Source organism: Pseudoalteromonas sp. JB197 (genome assembly GCF_002332205.1).
GTDB classification, from domain to species: Bacteria; Pseudomonadota; Gammaproteobacteria; order Enterobacterales; family Alteromonadaceae; genus Pseudoalteromonas; species Pseudoalteromonas nigrifaciens.
Window position 1 is genome coordinate 2,089,211 of sequence record NZ_NRGZ01000001.1, and the last position, 18,122, is coordinate 2,107,332.

Annotated in this window: 13 protein-coding genes and 1 tRNA gene; 5 read left to right on the forward strand and 9 right to left on the reverse strand. The window is 39.3% G+C overall.

Going from position 1 to position 18,122, the window contains the following annotated elements:
• The first annotated feature begins 23 nt into the window (after window positions 1–23).
• The gene (locus CIK86_RS09890; RefSeq protein WP_086997871.1) at window positions 24–2,513 is read left to right on the forward strand and encodes a PilZ domain-containing protein; all 2,490 of its coding nucleotides are present in this window, start codon (window positions 24–26) and stop codon (window positions 2,511–2,513) included.
• Here the strand turns inward: CIK86_RS09890 and serB are convergent.
• The gene (serB, locus tag CIK86_RS09895) at window positions 2,510–3,538 is read right to left on the reverse strand and encodes a phosphoserine phosphatase SerB (RefSeq protein ID WP_086997868.1); all 1,029 of its coding nucleotides are present in this window, start codon (window positions 3,536–3,538) and stop codon (window positions 2,510–2,512) included. The two genes, CIK86_RS09890 and serB, sit on opposite strands and share 4 nt — an antisense overlap.
• Window positions 3,539–3,711: 173 nt before the next feature.
• Between serB and CIK86_RS09900 the strand changes: the two genes are divergently transcribed.
• A complete protein-coding gene (locus tag CIK86_RS09900; protein ID WP_086997865.1) occupies window positions 3,712–4,332 on the forward strand; it encodes an AhpA/YtjB family protein in 621 nt (206 codons plus the stop codon).
• Here CIK86_RS09900 and CIK86_RS09905 read toward each other — a convergent pair.
• The 4 genes from CIK86_RS09905 to prfC form a co-directional block, all read right to left on the reverse strand.
• Window positions 4,299–5,066: a TatD family hydrolase gene (locus CIK86_RS09905; protein WP_086997862.1), complete on the reverse strand. Its 768-nt coding sequence runs from the start codon at window positions 5,064–5,066 to the stop codon at window positions 4,299–4,301. The genes CIK86_RS09900 and CIK86_RS09905 overlap by 34 nt on opposite strands.
• A gap of 21 nt (window positions 5,067–5,087) precedes the next feature.
• Window positions 5,088–5,726 (reverse strand): pyridoxamine 5'-phosphate oxidase, encoded by a 639-nt coding sequence (pdxH, locus tag CIK86_RS09910; protein WP_086997859.1) that lies wholly within the window; start codon window positions 5,724–5,726, stop codon window positions 5,088–5,090.
• Between the two features lie 491 nt (window positions 5,727–6,217).
• Entirely contained in the window at window positions 6,218–7,960 is a 1,743-nt protein-coding gene (argS, locus tag CIK86_RS09915; RefSeq protein WP_086997856.1) for an arginine--tRNA ligase, read from the reverse strand.
• A 57-nt stretch (window positions 7,961–8,017) separates the two neighbouring features.
• Window positions 8,018–9,607, reverse strand: coding sequence for a peptide chain release factor 3 (gene prfC, locus CIK86_RS09920; RefSeq protein ID WP_011327353.1), 1,590 nt, complete (start codon window positions 9,605–9,607; stop codon window positions 8,018–8,020).
• Window positions 9,608–9,973: 366 nt separating this feature from the next.
• Here prfC and CIK86_RS09925 point away from each other — a divergent pair, with 366 nt between their 5' ends.
• On the forward strand, window positions 9,974–12,640 hold the full coding sequence (locus tag CIK86_RS09925; RefSeq protein ID WP_086997853.1) for an ATP-binding protein: 2,667 nt from the start codon (window positions 9,974–9,976) through the stop codon (window positions 12,638–12,640).
• 65 nt (window positions 12,641–12,705) lie between these two features.
• Here the strand turns inward: CIK86_RS09925 and rimI are convergent, their stop codons facing one another.
• The 3 genes from rimI to CIK86_RS09940 all read right to left on the reverse strand — a co-directional run bounded on the left by rimI (window position 12,706) and on the right by CIK86_RS09940 (window position 13,622).
• Window positions 12,706–13,173 (reverse strand): ribosomal protein S18-alanine N-acetyltransferase, encoded by a 468-nt coding sequence (gene rimI, locus CIK86_RS09930; protein WP_086997850.1) that lies wholly within the window; start codon window positions 13,171–13,173, stop codon window positions 12,706–12,708.
• Entirely contained in the window at window positions 13,160–13,480 is a 321-nt protein-coding gene (locus CIK86_RS09935; protein WP_086997847.1) for a hypothetical protein, read from the reverse strand. Before CIK86_RS09935 ends, rimI begins: the two co-directional genes overlap by 14 nt.
• 65 nt (window positions 13,481–13,545) lie before the next feature.
• Window positions 13,546–13,622, reverse strand: a tRNA-Trp gene (locus CIK86_RS09940).
• 683 nt (window positions 13,623–14,305) lie between these two features.
• Here CIK86_RS09940 and CIK86_RS09945 point away from each other — a divergent pair.
• The gene (locus CIK86_RS09945; RefSeq protein WP_086997844.1) at window positions 14,306–14,878 is read left to right on the forward strand and encodes a TetR/AcrR family transcriptional regulator; all 573 of its coding nucleotides are present in this window, start codon (window positions 14,306–14,308) and stop codon (window positions 14,876–14,878) included.
• Between the two features lie 66 nt (window positions 14,879–14,944).
• On the forward strand, window positions 14,945–16,375 hold the full coding sequence (locus tag CIK86_RS09950) for an MDR family MFS transporter (RefSeq protein WP_011327348.1): 1,431 nt from the start codon (window positions 14,945–14,947) through the stop codon (window positions 16,373–16,375).
• A gap of 84 nt (window positions 16,376–16,459) precedes the next feature.
• Here CIK86_RS09950 and guaA read toward each other — a convergent pair whose 3' ends face one another.
• Window positions 16,460–18,037 carry a glutamine-hydrolyzing GMP synthase gene (gene guaA, locus CIK86_RS09955; RefSeq protein ID WP_086997841.1) on the reverse strand — a complete coding sequence of 526 codons (1,578 nt, stop codon included), beginning with the start codon at window positions 18,035–18,037 and terminating at the stop codon, window positions 16,460–16,462.
• Window positions 18,038–18,122 lie beyond the last annotated feature (85 nt).

The window sequence follows — 18,122 nt, forward strand, 5'->3', positions numbered from 1 at the left end:
AATAGATAGTGATGGTTTTATAAATGACTGAAGACACACTGCTCAAGTACGAAGATCTTATAACTGAATTAAAACAATATTTAGGTAACCCTAAATTTAATTTGATTTTCAAAACTAAAACAGCAGAATTAACAAAACCAGAACAGTTTCTAGTGAAAATGGAAATGTCGCGTTTATCACAACCTGTCGATCGTTTTATTGATTTACGCGGTTTAGTTATAGGGCAAGTAAAGCCTTATGAATACAACGGTAGACACCACTTTATGGATGAAATTGCCATAAAGGTATTTGAGGAAGGAGTAAATCAGTATGGTGATTATACGCTAGCAGTGTATGAGGCCGTAATGAGTGCACAAAGCACTCAGCGCTTTTTAAAAGAACAAGCTCCTGATGTAGCAAGTACTCAATTACAAACAGACATAGACAGCAAAATATATACTGATGTTATAAAGTTTGCATCTTATGAAAGCCGCTCTGAAGAGCGTATGAATTACTCAATTAAAATTACTATTGGGTTTGATGACACAAAAAAAATATCTGCAACCACTTCTGATATATCTCTTAGTGGTTGCAAAATAAAATTAGCTAAACAATATAAATTAAAAAAAGAGCAGTTAATTACAATTCATTTAATTGGTTTAGAACAAGATTTTGAACTCGGTTTAAAAAACGGTATTCAATACGAAGTTGTTGCCGTAGAAGGCACACTAAAAGAGTTTAATTATGTGCGCCTAAAACGTACTTTTGTTGAAAATAATCGCGGCTTCGATAGCTTTTTAGTTAACTTTATTAATGGCAATAAACGCCGCTATAAAGTTAATTTAGACAATACGTTAGATGCTGTTATTTCAAAAGGTTATGAGCAATATTATATTCCTCGTGTTACCTCTTTATATGTGTTTTTAACTGAAAAAAACCAACAATACTACCCTAGTATTAGCTTAACAACCGAAAATAACGTTTTCATTCAACGTTACTTCTCTGATGAACGCCAGAACTCGAGCTTATACAGCTTACTTAATCATCAGCGTATTAGTCAAATTCTAACAAATAGCCTTAGCGCAGTAAGAGAGGATTATTTATATACTTTTACTCATGCTGTAGCGGGAAAAGTTTACTACTACTCTGCTACCCGCACTGAGCTAGAGAAGAAACCTGAATTAAGAAATCTATTTTTAGGGTTTGGTAGCCAAAAAGATAGCTGGCAATGTTTTAAGCTTCAGCTTATGCCCAGTCATCCTCAAGACTCGTTCATCCCTTTATCTTTACCTAACACTGCAGGTAAAAACATAGAAAAATTGAATAAGCCGCCATCGCCTCGGGTGGAAGGAATAGTAAAAAATGTAAAATATATGGTTATACTTACCGCGATTACTAATAGCGCTGAGAACTCTTTGTATAGAAAACTAAGTTACGATACTGCTTCAATCAATCAGTTAAAGCACTTTGGCCACACTAAGCTTAAACATGTCCCTTACTTAAATATTGTGCCTTTGGAGTATGTAAACCTTCGAGCTTCAGAGCGATATTTATATAAAACAGATGTATTAATCAAGAGTAATAACACTGTATTACAAGCTAAAACTTGTGATTTTTCTGCAATGGGGTTACAGCTAGAGAGTAGCCTGCCGGTTAACTTTAAAAGCGGAGATATTGTTTCAATATCATTTCCTGATTTGCAAAAAATAACCAAAAAATATCAACTTAGTAATTTAAAATACGAAGTTATAGCTATCAATAAATCGTTTACTCTCATTAATTTAAAAGCAAATACTGGTAATGATTTAACTCATACTGGCGTTACATTTTTCACCCAATTAATTGATAGTAATAAAAATAAACTTACCATTGCTGAAGAAGCACCAAAAGTACAGGGTCTATCTACCGCACTTAGAAACATGGTTACTAAAAGTGTTTGCCAGTTTCCATTTTATTTGCATAAAGAAGGGGCACATTTTAAAGCTGGCGCTATTGGTTTGGGGCTATATCCAAGCCCGCTACATACCATACTACAAAGCTTTGGTTTACTGGGTAGTAGAACAGATCTATCGAGTATCATCACTCCTGAGCAAGTTATAAATGTGATCACACCACTCATAAAAGAGCGCAGCCGCCAAGATCCTCCTCTTGAGTTCACTCTAGCAATTAACTTTGATCCTCGTAAAAACGATATTAAAGAATCAATAACTAGCTACTGTATTGTAGGCGATGATTATAATGATTGTCATGAGCAGGTAAGTAACGGTATTGCATCAGAACTTATATTTATTATTCGTTTATATATATCGCGCACAGGGCGACCTGACACTGACTATTTATCAAACGAATTGATGTATGTAAGTCAGTATGCTTTACATAAAGCGAAAGACTTAGAGAGTGTACTATGGTCAGTCGCAGGTGTAGGTGATGCTGTAGACATAACTGATGAAGCTTTAAGGCAACTAGGGCTCAACCAACAGCTGGTTGAGCAAATGAATAGACGTAAACTACTGTGGCTAAACCGTCTGCGTTAAACAATAGCCTCACTATTTAATGGTATAGCTAGCATATACAGTAATTGTAATAACGAGCCTTGGCAAATAGCTGCTTGGGCTTGCTCAACCACTTTTGCTTTACCATGTACTGCTACACCTAGCCCTGCTGTTGCCATCATTTTTAAATCGTTAGCCCCATCGCCAATCGCCACTGTTTGCGACTTTATTAACCCTAACTGTTGCTGTAATGACTCTAAAATAACGGCTTTTTGCTGTGCATCTACAATTGTGCCTAATACTTTACCTGTGAGCTTATTATCTTTAAATTCAAGCACATTAGCATGTACTTCATCTAAATTGATTAACGCTTGTACTTGCTCTGCAAAGGGTACGAAACCACCCGACGCAATGGCTAAGTGCCACTGATGCTGTTTAAGTATTTGGCAAAGCATTTTAATACCCGGCATTAAAGGTAAATTATTTTTTAACTCATCTATTAAGCTTTTTTCAATTCCGGTAAGTTTAGCGACGCGCTGATTTAGGCTTTCACTAAAATCAAGCTTACCAGCCATTGCCAGTGCTGTTACCGAAGCAACCTCATCGTATACGTTAGCTAAGCGTGCAATTTCATCTATGCACTCAATAGTAATAGCGGTTGAATCCATATCCATTACCAGTAAACCTGGCTCATACAAGTTGGGTGGGCAAGCTATTTGCACTAGCTGAAAATCAAGTGTGCTGGAAAATTGTTGTAAGACTAGCGGGTTAATCGGCAGCTCTGCTTGCTTAATATAAAAACACAGTGCCGCTGGTAAACTTAAGTCGGGCTGATACTGGCAAAGCCCTGTAACGGTTTGATTATGCTTCGCAAAAAAATCTATTATGGCTTTAATATGGGTAATACTAAAATTGCCAGCAAAGGCAATACTAAATAAACCTTGGTGTTTATTAGGTAGGTTTTTTAACGGTAAAAACACCTCATCCTGATAGCTAAACCATTTATTTAATACTAACTGCGTTAATGGTTGCTCAGCACCAGGCTGTGCCATGTTCGTTTGCGACATGGATTCTCCGTGAATTTTTTTGTTATCCTGATAGCTACTTACAAAATGTTAAATATATTACTTGCGCTAAATTCGCCATCAGGTGGGGTTTAAGGTTATAGTATACCCAAACAACTTGGGTATAGCATTTGTAACATCAAATCAAAATGCTGTCAGTAGTATATACGGTGACTATGAAAAATAACCATCTTAAAAACCCTATCACTGCCTCACAAAAAAAACGCTTAGTGCGTTTATTGCTTGCTACTGCCTGCTTAATTTTGCTGGGCTGGGTGGGCGTTAATAGTAGTTTTCAAAGCCATCAATTACTTTATGACAGTGCCGATAGTACGGCAAAATCGCTCACCAAATTTATGGCATTAAATGCTAAAACCCCGTTAATTGAAAAAAACAAACCGCAACTTAATGCACTATGTAATAACATAAGCAAAGATGAATTTGTACTTTCAGCCACAATTTACGACCAGCAAGGCATACTCATAGCTAATAGTGATAACTGGCAATCTCATAAAGTTTATGGGCAAATTCTTGAGTCAACGCCAGGTATAAGTAAACTTAAAACACCGTTTATAGAGCCCGTGGTAAGTGACGACGACAGACCTGTTGGTTTTGTATCTATTACTTACTTAACCCGTGCGGCGGTTACATCTAGCCACAATCATTTTCATGACTTAGGTCGCCAAGTATTATTAATGTTGGTAATTGCATGTATTTTTACTTGGCAACTTGGCCGTGGCTTAAAAATATGGCAGGTTAATCGTTATATACAAAAAACATCACAGCATGAGTCGTAAAGCTCTGTAGCTAGTTGCTCTTTGTGTTGTTTGGGCTTTAATTCACACAATACATCAAATACCCGCACTATTTGCAGCGGCGTATTGATCTCCCCTTGATAACCACATAGCGGCATTGATGGCGAGTCGGTTTCAAGCACTAGGTGCAATGTATTTATATTGGCAATTACATCGCGCGTTTTAACCGCTCGCGGGTAGCTAATAACACCGCCTACACCGAGCTTAAAACCTTGCTTAATATAATATTGAGCTTGTTGAAGTGATCCCGAAAACGCATGAATAACCCCCCCATACTTAGGCTTACAACGCTTAAACGACTGCGCTATTAAATCATGGCTTTGCCTATGATGCACAATTAACGGTAATCCTAGCTGATTAGCCAGTGCTATTTGTTGTTCAAATAAAAAGGTTTGTTTGGAGAGGTTTTCAATACTTCGATCTAGACCGCATTCGCCAATTGCCACCAGCTGGTTTTTATTGGCCGTAGCAAATGTAAATAGTAGCTCTATATGGGACTCTTGATGCTGATTTAAAAAGTAAGGATGCAGTCCTGCAGCTATTTTTACGCCTGCAAAGTTAGTTTTAAATTCAAGTAATGCACGCGATTGGGCCAAACTAATACCGGGCACCACAAACTGCTCAACTCCCTTTGCTACACACTCGCTAATGAGTGACTCGCGGTTTGAGTCAAACTCTGTAAAGTCGAGGTGGCAATGAGAGTCAATAAATTGCATTGTTACTTACTCATCGATTTATTAAGGATTTAAGCGTGTAATTTGCCAGCTGTTGTCTGCTTGGCGCTGATACATAAAGCGGTCGTGCAGGCGGTGTGCCCCACCTTGCCAAAACTCAATTTTTTGCGGTACAACACAATAGCCACCCCAAAAGTCAGGTAAAGGAATTTCACCTTTAGCAAACTTGTTTTTCATATTGGCAAAGGTTTCCATCAACACTTTACGCGATGAAACTGGGCGACTTTGTGCTGATGCCCACGCTGCTAGCTGGCTTTCTTTAGGGCGAGATAAAAAGTACCTAGCCACCGCAGAAGTAGGTAAAGGTTTAGCCTCGCCATACACAATTACTTGGCGTTCCATAGGGTGCCAAGGAAAGTACAGCGATATTTTATTATTACCTTTAAGCTCCTGCGCTTTGCGCGAACCTGTATTAGTAAAAAACACAAAACCATCATTATCTAAATGCTTAAGCAATACAATGCGCTGCGAAGGCTGCCCGGTATCATCAACTGTCGCCACTACCATAGCGGTTGGATCAGGTAAATTACTTGCTACAGCGTGCTCAAGCCAGGTTTCAAACTGTTTAAACGGATCATCAAGCAAGTTATCTTCGCTTAACGCGTTTTGCAGGTATTCACGACGGATATCTTCGAGTTTCATAATAAATCCTTTAAATAAAGCGTTAGAAAAGAGCTTAGAGTAACGAGCTTAAATAGTGATGCTAGTAACAACAAACATCAAGCTTTAGGTATATTCGATACCGGTAAACACAAAATTTTTAGTGTATGCGATAGCAATAAACACAGAGTCTCAAGTTTATGCGATAACAATAAATACAGAGTATCAGGTGTATCGTTGGGTTTCGTTTCACTCAACCCAACCTCGGTGTAAAGCGTTACATCTGCAAGTGTAGGAGTGCTAGCAAGGCGGTAAAACTATTTATGCCAAGGAGCATACGGTTTGTATGTGACTTAGGCTAAATAGTTTTATCAACGCAGCTAAAGCGAACTACACGCAGCAGACAGTTCACCTAAGTAGTTTAGCCTAAGACAAGGCGTCCAATCCGGCTTATCCCTATGAGCATACGGTTTGTATGTGATTAGGGTAAGTCGGATTGGATAACGCAGTATTAGGTTAAAATACGACGGTGATTACATTTGCTCCATGACTTCAATGCCTAGTAAGTCTAATCCCGTCTCTAACGTTTTTGAAACCAAATTACATAACACTAAACGGCTATCACGTACGTTTGGCTCTACGCCTTCTTTAAGTACTGGGCAGGCTTCGTAGAACGTCATATATAAGCTTGCTAGTTCATATAAGTAACCACATAGTACGTGTGGTGTGGCTTCAGTGATCATTAAATCAAGTACTTCTTCAAGCTGCAGTAACTTAAGCGCTAGCGCTTTTTCTTGCGGCTCTACGATAGTAACGTTTGAATTTAGTGTAGCTGCATCAACGCCTGATTTACGAAAAATACTGCGTATACGCGTATAGGCATATTGTAAGTAAGGTGCTGTTGCGCCTTCAAAGCTTAGCATGCTGTCCCAGTTGAAAATATAATCACTGGTGCGGTGCTTAGAAAGGTCGGCATATTTAACTGCGCCAATACCTACTTTGCGGGCAATTTCGCTGCGCTCTTGCTCTGATAAATCAGATTCACGCTCGGCTAATTTTATTGCTGCGCGATTAATCGACTCTTCGAGTAAATCGGCAAGTTTAACTGTGCCACCGGTACGGGTTTTAAATGGTTTGTTGTCGGCGCCCATCATGGTGCCAAACGGGCAAAACTCATAGCTAGTTTCATCGCGTAAAAAACCAGCTTTACGTGCTGTAAGCTCTACTTGGTTAAAGTGCAGGCTTTGGCGCGCATCAACAAAAATTAAGATACGATCGGCACCCAACTTATTTGAGCGGTAATCACATGCGGCTAAATCTGTAGTTGCATATAAAAAGCCGCCACCCGATTTTTGTACAATAAATGCCGATGGTTCGCCATCTTTGTTTGCTAGTTCATCTAAAAATACAACCTGTGCGCCTTGCGACTCCACGGCAATATTTTTATCTTTTAATAAACTAATAATGTCATTTAGCTCAGCGTTGTATGCGCTTTCAGCCATAATATCAGCTTGTGTAAGCGTTACATTTAAGCGCTTATATACTTCTTCAGAGTGCTTAACTGAAGTGGCAATAAAAAGCTTCCACAGTTTTTCACAATGCGCGTCACCGCCTTGTAATTTAACTACATAATTACGTGCTTTGTCGGCAAAGCCTTCTTCATCGTCAAAACGTTTTTTAGCGTCGCGGTAAAAGGTTTCTAAATCGGCAAGTGCTACTGTATCTAAATCTACGCCTTGGCTAATTTGATCTTCTAAATGCGCAATCAACATACCAAATTGTGTGCCCCAATCACCCATGTGATTTTGACGCACAACGCTGTCGCCTCTAAATTCAAGCGCACGCACAATAGCATCACCAATAATGGTTGAGCGTAAATGGCCTACGTGCATTTCTTTAGCAAGGTTTGGCGATGAGTAATCAACAACCACTTTTTGTGGATTAGCGTGTTCATTAACCGCTAATTTTGCATCACTGTTCGCCGCTTTAACGCTTTGTGCTAAAAATTCAGGCTTTAAATGAATATTTATAAACCCTGGGCCGGCAATTTCAGTTTTTTCGGCAATATCGCTTACATCTAGGTTATCAATAATTTTTTGCGCAAGCTCTCGTGGGTTGCTTTTCATTTTTTTAGCCGCGCCCATGGCAGCATTAATTTGGTAGTCACCAAATTGTGGACGAGTACTTTGTGTAACTGCTGGGTTAGTATCTGCTGGTAAGCCTACAGCTGTCATAGCGGCAATGGCTTTTTCTACTAAAATAGTACGAATGTTCATATTTTTTACCTTAATAAGCCCGCCAAAGCAGGCTTTTAAAATTTTACTAAGCTGGCTTTAGTTTTCGCGTGTATGGCTAAAGGTGACTTCTGGATAGCGCTCTACTGATAAATTAAGGTTTACACGGCTTGGCGCTATGTAAGTTAAATTATCGCCGCCATCTAAGGCTAGGTTGCTTTCACATTTGCGCTTAAAGTCTTCAAACTTTTTAACGTCGTCGCTACTTACCCAGCGGGCTGTATTTACGTTAACACCTTCGTAAATTGCATCTACGTTATATTCTGCTTTTAAGCGCGCTACAACCACATCAAACTGAAGTACACCTACTGCGCCTACAATTAAATCGTTGTTTATTAGCGGTCTAAATACCTGTACAGCACCCTCTTCTGAAAGTTGTACTAAGCCTTTTAATAACTGCTTTTGCTTAAGCGGATCACGTAAACGAATACGGCGGAATAATTCCGGTGCAAAGTTAGGAATACCACTAAACTTAAGCTTTTCACCTTGGGTAAAAGTATCACCTATTTGAATCGTACCGTGGTTATGTAAACCAATAATGTCGCCAGCGAATGCATCACCTGCGCGCTCACGATCGCCAGCCATAAACGTAACCGCATCAGAAATACTTACTTGTTTGCCAATTCGCACATGATTCATTTTCATGCCTTGGCTGTATTTACCCGACACTATGCGCATAAAGGCAATTCGGTCGCGGTGTTTCGGGTCCATATTGGCCTGAATTTTAAATACAAAGCCAGTAAAGTTCTCTTCAGTGGCAACTACTTGGCGGTCTTCTGTTTCACGTGGCAATGGCGTTGGCGCCCATTTAGTTAAGCCGTCAAGTACATGGTCAACACCAAAGTTACCTAGTGCTGTACCAAAATAAACTGGCGATAGTTCGCCGGCTAAAAACAGCTCTAAATCAAATTCATTGGATGCGCCAATAACCAGCTCTAGCTCATCGCGTAATTGCGCGGCAAGATCGTCACCAATAGCATCAACCAGTTCTGGGTTATCTATCCCTTTAATGGTGCGCACGTCTTGAATTTTATGACCTTGGCCAGTTTTATATAAAACCGCTTCATCGTTATGAATATGATAAACGCCTTTAAAGCCTTTACCGCTACCAATTGGCCAAGTAATAGGCGCACACGCTATTTTAAGCTCGGTTTCAACTTCGTCAAGCAGCTCCATTGGGTCGCGTATATCACGGTCACATTTATTCATAAAAGTAACAATTGGCGTAGTACGCAGGCGTGTTACTTCCATTAATTTACGCGTACGGTCTTCTACACCTTTGGCCGCATCAATAACCATTAAGCACGAATCGACTGCTGTTAGGGTACGGTACGTATCTTCTGAGAAGTCTTCGTGTCCAGGTGTGTCGAGCAGGTTAACCAAGGCGTTTTTATACGGAAACTGCATTACTGAGGTAGTAACAGAAATACCACGCTCTTTTTCCATGTCCATCCAGTCAGATTTAGCATGCTGGTTAGAGCCACGGCCTTTTACTGTACCGGCTTTTTGGATAGCTTGTCCGAATAAGAGTACTTTTTCGGTGATGGTGGTTTTACCCGCATCTGGATGCGAAATAATCGCGAAGGTACGTCGTTTATTAATTTCACTGAGGAGATTTTGCTCTGCCATTAAAAAAGTTCTTTTAGTTTGAATACGGACATTTATGTATGCTGACGTTTCAGAGCTAATATTGCTCAACCCCGAAAGCTCAACACACCCTAGGAAGAACCCAATTTGGCTCCTCACACGCGATCCGTTATGTTAATCGTAATTGAAGACTATTTTCGCTGATCTTCACTCTATAAACAATCAATGCTTAGTTATTAACTGATTCTTTTTTTATTAACTCTCCCAGAGCGCGTATTTACTCAATTATTGTCCTAGATTGTGCTTAGTTATAAATATTACCAGCACAATAAACAAACGCTAAGCTTGAGTAATATAGCTGTAAAACATATTATTACTAACATTACATGGAGGATGTGTTGTTTGGTAATGAAAACCAGTAAGTTAAGCATTAGGTTATTATGGTATATAACGCCGTTAGTTATACTTCCGCTGTTATTTTTAGGTGGTTTTACGCTAACTAATGTAACCAACTCAACACAAAAACAAGCTGATTTAATTATGAGCCGGTTTGTTGAACAACAACAACAAAAAGTATTTAACTATATTGACTCATTTCAATCCACTGCTAAGCTATTATCCACCTCACCCGTATTGAACGATTTTTTAGCTAACGATTTACATGCCGATGGTGGCTACACCTATCGCTTGGGTGCGTTAATGGATGTGTTTGCCAGTTATAGCGAGGCCTATCCCGATATTATTAGCATTAACTTAATGTCGGTAAATGGCAAAAGCGATGCCTACTACTCAAGTAATTTAAGCATAGCGCCAAAATCGTATCCTTTTTTTGAAAAAGTACAGCAAAGTAATTTAAGCCAACAGCAGTTTATGATGCAAAAAGCAGATGGCACCACCAGCTTGTATTTTATTCAGCGTATTTATAGCATTGACTACTATCTTAAGCGCCCACAACAGCTTGGTTTTATAGTACTGCATATTGATCCTTCTATTCTTAATACCAGTATTTTAGAAGCCCCTTACAACAACACTCTTAACTTACTCGTTAGTAACGAGGGGAAAATTTTATTTAGTTCCGATTATAATATTCGTGGCCAATACATTAGTGAATTTGAGCTCAACCAAGTACATAACTTAGCCGACATTGGCTCTTTATCAACCATAGAGCTTTCGAGTATAGATAAAATAGAGCGGATGATTTTTGCGGTGCAAATGAGCGGTGGTTATTATGTATCGACTATTCCTAAAGCCGTTTTGTATCAGTCGGGTAAGGCTATTAGCTTAATTACCGGCTTAATTGTTATTATTTCGGTTATTACGCTGCCAATGCTTATTTTTATTGTAGTGCGTAATTTATTACTTAATCCTATTGAGCTATTAGGTGCAGCTAGCCACCGTGTAGGTGATGGCGATTTAGGTGTTTCACTGCCCGCGCACACCGATGATGAAGTAGGCATATTGTTTAACGACTTTAATCACATGGTTAATCAAATTAGGCATTATCAAGAGCAGTTAGAAGAATATAAACATCACCTCGAAGACAAAGTAGAAAGCCGTACCAAAGCGCTAGAAACCATGAACAGCCAGTTAGAGCTTGCGATTGGCCAAGCAGAGCAAGCAAATCAACTTAAAAGTCGCTTTTTGGCTAATATGAGCCACGAAATTCGTACCCCACTCACGGCAATAATGGGCTTTACCGAACAGCTTTTACATAACGATAAAATCACCAACAACAAACAGCATTTAAGCACCATTTTACGCAACTCTAAGCATTTACTAGAGTTAATAAATAACATTTTAGATTTGTCTAAAATTGAAGCCGAAAAAATTGCTGTAGAGCAAGCTCCACTAAATGTAGTGCGCTTAATGCACGACATTGAGTCAATTATTGAACCGCTGGCACAACAAAAAAAGCTAAAGCTTAGTATTAATTATCAACTCCCGTTACCACACACTATAAACAGCGACGAAACCCGCTTAAAACAAATACTGATCAACATTGCCAGCAATGCAGTTAAGTTTACCGAGCAAGGCCATGTATCTATAACGGTTCATTACCTACCAAGCCAAGAGCTGATGTTTGTAATACAAGATAGCGGAATTGGTATGGTTGAAAGTCAAATTAAGCGCTTATTTACTCCTTTTGAGCAAGCAGACGCTACCACAACCCGTCGCTTTGGCGGCACCGGGCTTGGGCTATGTATTTCAAAAAATTTAGCACAACGTCTTGGCGGTGATATAACCGTTAAAAGCGAATTAGATGTAGGTAGCTGCTTTACTATAACCATAGCCTGTAATTTACAAACGCCATTAGCCGATAACCTGTTTTTAGAGCAATCCAATCAACTCATTCCAGAAAAAGATCCGCTGCTTTCCTTCGCTAGTAATAATTTTGATGCACATATTTTAGTGGCCGAAGATAACCCCGATAATCAATTATTAATAAAGCTGCTGCTGCAAACTTGGGGATTAGAGCCCGACATAGCAAGCAATGGCGCTGAAGCAGTAGAAATGGCGCTAGTAAACGACTATCAGTTAATTATTATGGATATGCAAATGCCAGTAATGGGTGGCCTAGAAGCGACTAAAATATTACGCCATGCTGCATACGACGGCCCTATAATCGCACTCACTGCGAATGTAATGAACCATGACGTAGACACATATATTGCTGCAGGAAGCGACAAGGCTCTGGCGAAACCTATAGATAAAGACGCCCTAGAAAGCGTATTAGTAAGTTACCTACACCTTGAAAAAGACAATCAAAATAAATGGGACGTCATACTCAAAAGTGAAAAATTCCAACAAATAAATGCAAATTACGTCGCTAACCTGCCAACTTATTTAGCTGAAATAAAAAGCTTACAATTTTCGGGTAACTTAGTCGCATTACGCGCATTAGCACATAATATAAAAGGCAGTGCTGGGTGTTTTAACTTTGATGATATTTATCACTGTGCTGCGCGTTTAGAAGATCATTTAAAAAGCGATAGCAAAGCCGCGTTAAACGAATTAACAGCTAACTTAATTAACGCTATTGAGCAGGTTATTAGTGAGCAAAGTAAGCCGGTATAAGTTATCGGCTTACTGCAACAATATTCTTTATACAGTTATCACTGCAAACTCTTCACTACAAAATATTATTGAAAGTTTAAGCCCAGTGCCATGCCCATTAAAATAGCGTCTTCAAATCCGTTTTTAGCAGGATTGTCGCTTGGGTAATAGTTTTTACGCACTGACATTTCTATAAAGCCTGCATTTTCGTAGAGCTTTATTGCGGGGGTATTTGATTCGCGTACTTCTAAAAATAAATTTTCAGCATTTTGCTGCTCACCATATTCAATAAACTGGTTCAGTAGCTGTTTTGCAATGCCTTTTCCTTGCTCGCTGGGGGCAACGCATATATCCATCAAGGTAAAGTCGGGCCCTGCCTTTTCGCCAATATAAAAACCTATCATGGTATCGCCATTAAACGCTGCTAAATTAAAATAGCGCCCACCAATACATGAACTCATAGTATTTAACGTCCACGGATGGCTGTGGCATGCGTTTTCTATAGCCATTAATTGCGGTATAGCGGTTGCGTCTACTGATTTAAAGTTTATCAAGATGGTCACTCATTAAAGCCCATAAAGCACGTTTATCGGCAGTACCGAGCTGTGAATTTGTTAAAGCTAACTGATCGCCATGTAATTGCAGTGCCGTGCCTTGTATTACACTATTGATGGTAATGGGGGCTATGGCACGTTTTATATCTGCAAATAACTGGCTTGTGAGCAAAATATACTCAGGCGCGACGCTGTCTGCTTTAGTGTCAGTTGCTTTATTATTTATTGGTTGGTTATTAACCGTTTGATAATGCTGATTTAATTCGAGGTTTTCTATACCAAAAACAGCTGCGTAACGTGAATGCATAACGACTCGATGAAATTAGTAAGTAAGGTAATATAAGAAGTAATAAATTCGATGTAAAGAAGAAATGGCAGGGGCGGAGAGATTCGAACTCCCAACCGTCGGTTTTGGAGACCGCTGTTCTACCAATTGGAACTACGCCCCTGCAATACCGACGAATTATAGAGACCTTTGGCCAAAGGTAAAGAAAAAAATCATCTTTTTGGTTTGATTGCCTTTTAAATAAACAAAACGACGAATTAGCAGGCTAATTCTTCATTTTTTAATTACTTAGACTCAGGCAAATATTAATAGCCGAGCACTAAATTAATTATTTTTACGTTTTGTGAATAAAAATATAATAGCAATAAAGTGCTGTCGCTTACTTTATCTCACTGTGCTGATACTACTATTTGTTGTGGTTCAATAAAACTAGGCACTAATTTAGATAGTTTGCTAATAACTTACTGATAGCTTACTGATAGCTTGCTGATAATTTGCTGATGGTTTCTAGGCAGCTTTTAGATACTTTTTAAATAGTTTTTACAATTTGAATAACTCAAGCTCCCTGCCTTACTAATTTTAGCATGCTCTTAAATCTTCGCTATTCCCTTTAAACTTGCTCTTGTAGCTAAATTATCACCTTAAAACCATATTGATACCAACGAAGCGTACTACTATTCCGACCCCCTTTGGCTATCGCCTTTTGGCGCATTTTTAGAGCCATGCTGGTGATAATATTACCGGTTACACAAAATAAAATGTAAAGCCGATAGCATTGACACAGAGTCGGTTCCTCCTTACCATTGGAATAATAGACCAGTCGTTATAATTTGAGGTGTTTTAGTTATGAGTGAAAAAGTAAAGCCGAAAGACGTTCTAATTGAGACGGCATCACGCTTATTTAGAGTGCGCGGATATTGCGGAGTGGGCCTAAATGACATAATTGAAGAAAGTGGCGTACCTAAGGGCTCCTTGTATTACTACTTTCCAAAAGGCAAAGAGCAGTTGGCGACTGCTGCAATTAACAATACTAAAAGACTTGTTATGGAAGATATTCAAAAAAACTTTGCGGGTGTATCCAATCCAATTGATGCTTTTCAAGCTTATGTTTATGAATTATCCAGAGTGTTTGGACAAGGCGGAACCCCTCTTGGCTCTCCAATTGGCACTATTGCTGGAGAAAAACATTCCACTAGTGAACCTATTCGCTTGGCGTGTGAAGCGACCTTTAAAAGTTGGCAATCTATTTATACTGAAAAGTTTCTTGAAGCAGGCTACACAGAGCAACAGTCCACAAGTTTAGCTACTGTTTTTCATGCGCTAACTGAGGGCGGTATTCTCTTATCTTTAACAATGAAAACGGGCAAGCCGCTTGAAACAATAGCAGAGCAAATTCCCTCATTGCTTATTAAAAAGTAAATTTAAAAAGTAAATAAAGTATCAATCAACACAGGTCAATTTAGTTAATCAGCGAAGAGAGTTTTAATGTCTACAATTGCATATGAACAAGATAAAACAGTTATAAGACCAGTCCCTATTCTAATATCCTTTTTAATTGCCGGATTCATTGGCTTATTTAGCGAAACGGCTTTAAATATGGCACTTGGCAATTTAATGAGTGAATTAGATGTTGTTTCCTCTACCGTGCAGTGGATAACAACAGGTTACTTACTGACTATGGGGATCCTCATTCCCGTTTCTGCACTATTAATACAATGGTTTAGTACTCGGCAATTATTCGTTGCTTCGTTACTTTTTTCGATTATTGGGGCGATAGTTTCCGGTATAGCCCCCTCTTTTAGTGTTTTGCTGTTAGGTCGTATTATTCAGGCAATCGGAACCGGTTTATTAATTCCCTTAATGTTCCATACAGCCCTCATCATTTTCCCTGTTCATAAAAGAGGCACTATTATGGGGTTAATTGGCCTTGTTATGATGACAGCACCGGCTGTTGGACCAGCTACTTCGGGGCTGATTATTGAGCTGTTGAGCTGGAATTGGATTCTTTGGTTACTCATTCCGTTTCTTGTTTTTTCATTAGTATACGGGCTGGCTTATGTGCAGAACGTTTCTGTTTTGAGCAAGCCTAAAATAGATGTACTGTCAATTTTGTTATCGACTGTCGGGTTTGGTGGCATTGTATATGGATTTAGTATTGCAGGTGAAAAAGGATGGGGTAATTTACTGGTAATTAGTACCATTATAATTGCGCTAATCTCTCTTATTATATTTTCGTTAAGACAGTTTAAACTCGATAAACCAATGTTAGATTTACGTACTTTAAAATACCCAAAATATACTTTAGGTTTATTGAGTGTATCTGCCACATTCATGATTATTTTATCAACCATGATTCTTTTGCCTTTATATTTACAAATTGGCCTTGGATTAACTGCGCTTACTGCTGGCCTTGTGCTCATGCCAGGTGGAATAATAAATGGTGCTTTGTCTCCGATCGCGGGGCGTATATTTGATAAGTTTGGCTCTAAGTGGCTACTTACACCTGGCTTTATTATTATGATTATTACGCTATGGAATCTGTCGAATGTAACCACAGAAACCTCTATTGCAATGGTTATCTTTTTGCATTCATCTCTCATGATTGGCGTAACATTAATTATGATGCCTGCGCAAACAAATGGTTTAAATGAGCTCCCCAGAGAACTATATGCTGACGGGACCGCTTTAATAAACACTTTACTGCAAGTATCTGGCTCAATTGGCACCGCCTTGGCGATTACAATCATGTCGGCTTCTCAAAATAGTTTTTTGGAAAACGTGGCCGATCCATCAGCGCCCTCTGCAGTAAGTAGCTCATTAACAGCGGGTGTACAAACAGCGTTTATTTTGGGAATTGTACTTGCGATTAGCGGGTTAATTATGTCGTTCTTTATAAAGTCATCTAAAAATACTTAAAGTAATATTAGCAACAAAAAAGCCCATGAAATCATGGGCTTTATTTTTATATACTGCTAATACTAGCTAGTAGCTAACGCGCGATTATTCCCACTCAATAGTTGCAGGTGGTTTACCCGAAATATCGTAAACAACACGCGAAATACCATCAATTTCATTAATGATACGGTTTGAAACCACACCTAAAAATTCATATGGTAAATGTGACCAGCGCGCGGTCATAAAGTCGATAGTTTCCACGCAGCGCAGTGATACAACCCAATCGTATTTACGCGCATCACCCATAACCCCTACCGATTTAACCGGTAAAAACACAGTGAACGCTTGGCTTACTTTATGGTAAAGCTCTGCTTTGTGAAGCTCTTCGATGAAAATAGCATCGGCGCGACGCAGTAAATCACAGTATTCTTTTTTAATTTCGCCAAGTACACGCACACCTAAACCTGGTCCAGGGAATGGGTGACGGTAAAGCATGTCGTACGGTAAACCTAGCTCTAAACCAATTTTACGTACTTCATCCTTAAATAACTCACGTAATGGCTCTACTAAGCCCATTTTCATGTCATCTGGTAATCCGCCCACATTGTGGTGCGATTTAATTACGTGTGCTTTACCGGTGGCAGATGCCGCAGATTCAATTACGTCTGGATAAATTGTACCTTGCGCTAACCATTTTGCATTTTTAAGCTTTTTAGCTTGCTCATCAAATACATTAATAAACGTGTGGCCAATGGCTTTACGCTTATCTTCTGGGTCTGACTTACCAGCAAGGTCATTTAAAAATTGCTCTTCGGCTTCAACTTTAACAATGTTTAGGCCAAACTTATTACCAAACATGTCCATAACTTGCTGGCCTTCGTTTAAACGAAGTAGGCCGTTATCAACAAATACACAAGTTAGCTTTTCGCCAATTGCACGGTGAATAAGCATAGCCACAACCGATGAATCAACACCGCCCGAAAGACCTAAAATAACTTCGTCATCGCCAACCGTTTCTTTAATGCGCTCAATGGCATTATCGATAATTTTTGCTGCAGTCCATAATTTTTCACAACCACAAATATCAATAGCAAAACGCTCTAATAAACGCTGCCCTTGATGTGTGTGCGTTACTTCTGGATGAAACTGTACGCCGTAAAAGCGTTTTTCTTCGTTCGACATTGCCGCATGCGGACACGTAGATGTTTTAGCTGTGGTTTTAAAGCTTTGTGGAATATCCATTACTTTATCGCCATGGCTCATCCATACATCTAGTACGCCATTGCCGCCGTCGGTGATATGATCTTCTATCGCATCAAACAACGCACAATTACCCACTTTTTCTACTTGGGCGTAACCAAACTCTTTTTTATCAGAGCTGTGTACACTGCCGCCAAGCTGAGCTGCCATAGTTTGCATGCCGTAGCAAATACCTAGTACTGGCACACCAGCATTAAATACATATTCAGGAGCGCGTGGGCTGTTTTCAAGTGTTGTCGACTCTGGGCCACCAGAGAGAATAATACCTTGTGGGTTGAACTCGCGAATTTGCTCTTCGGTCACATCCCATGCCCACAGTTCACAGTAAACACCAATTTCGCGCACACGACGGGCAATTAATTGAGTGTATTGTGAACCAAAGTCTAAAATGAGAATTCGTGAATCGTGAATGTCTTTGCTCATGGAGTATCTCGTAAAGTCAGATGCTAAATAATGCTACTGATATAGTGAGTAGCTATTTAAAAAGGGCTAGTAAAACTAGCCCATA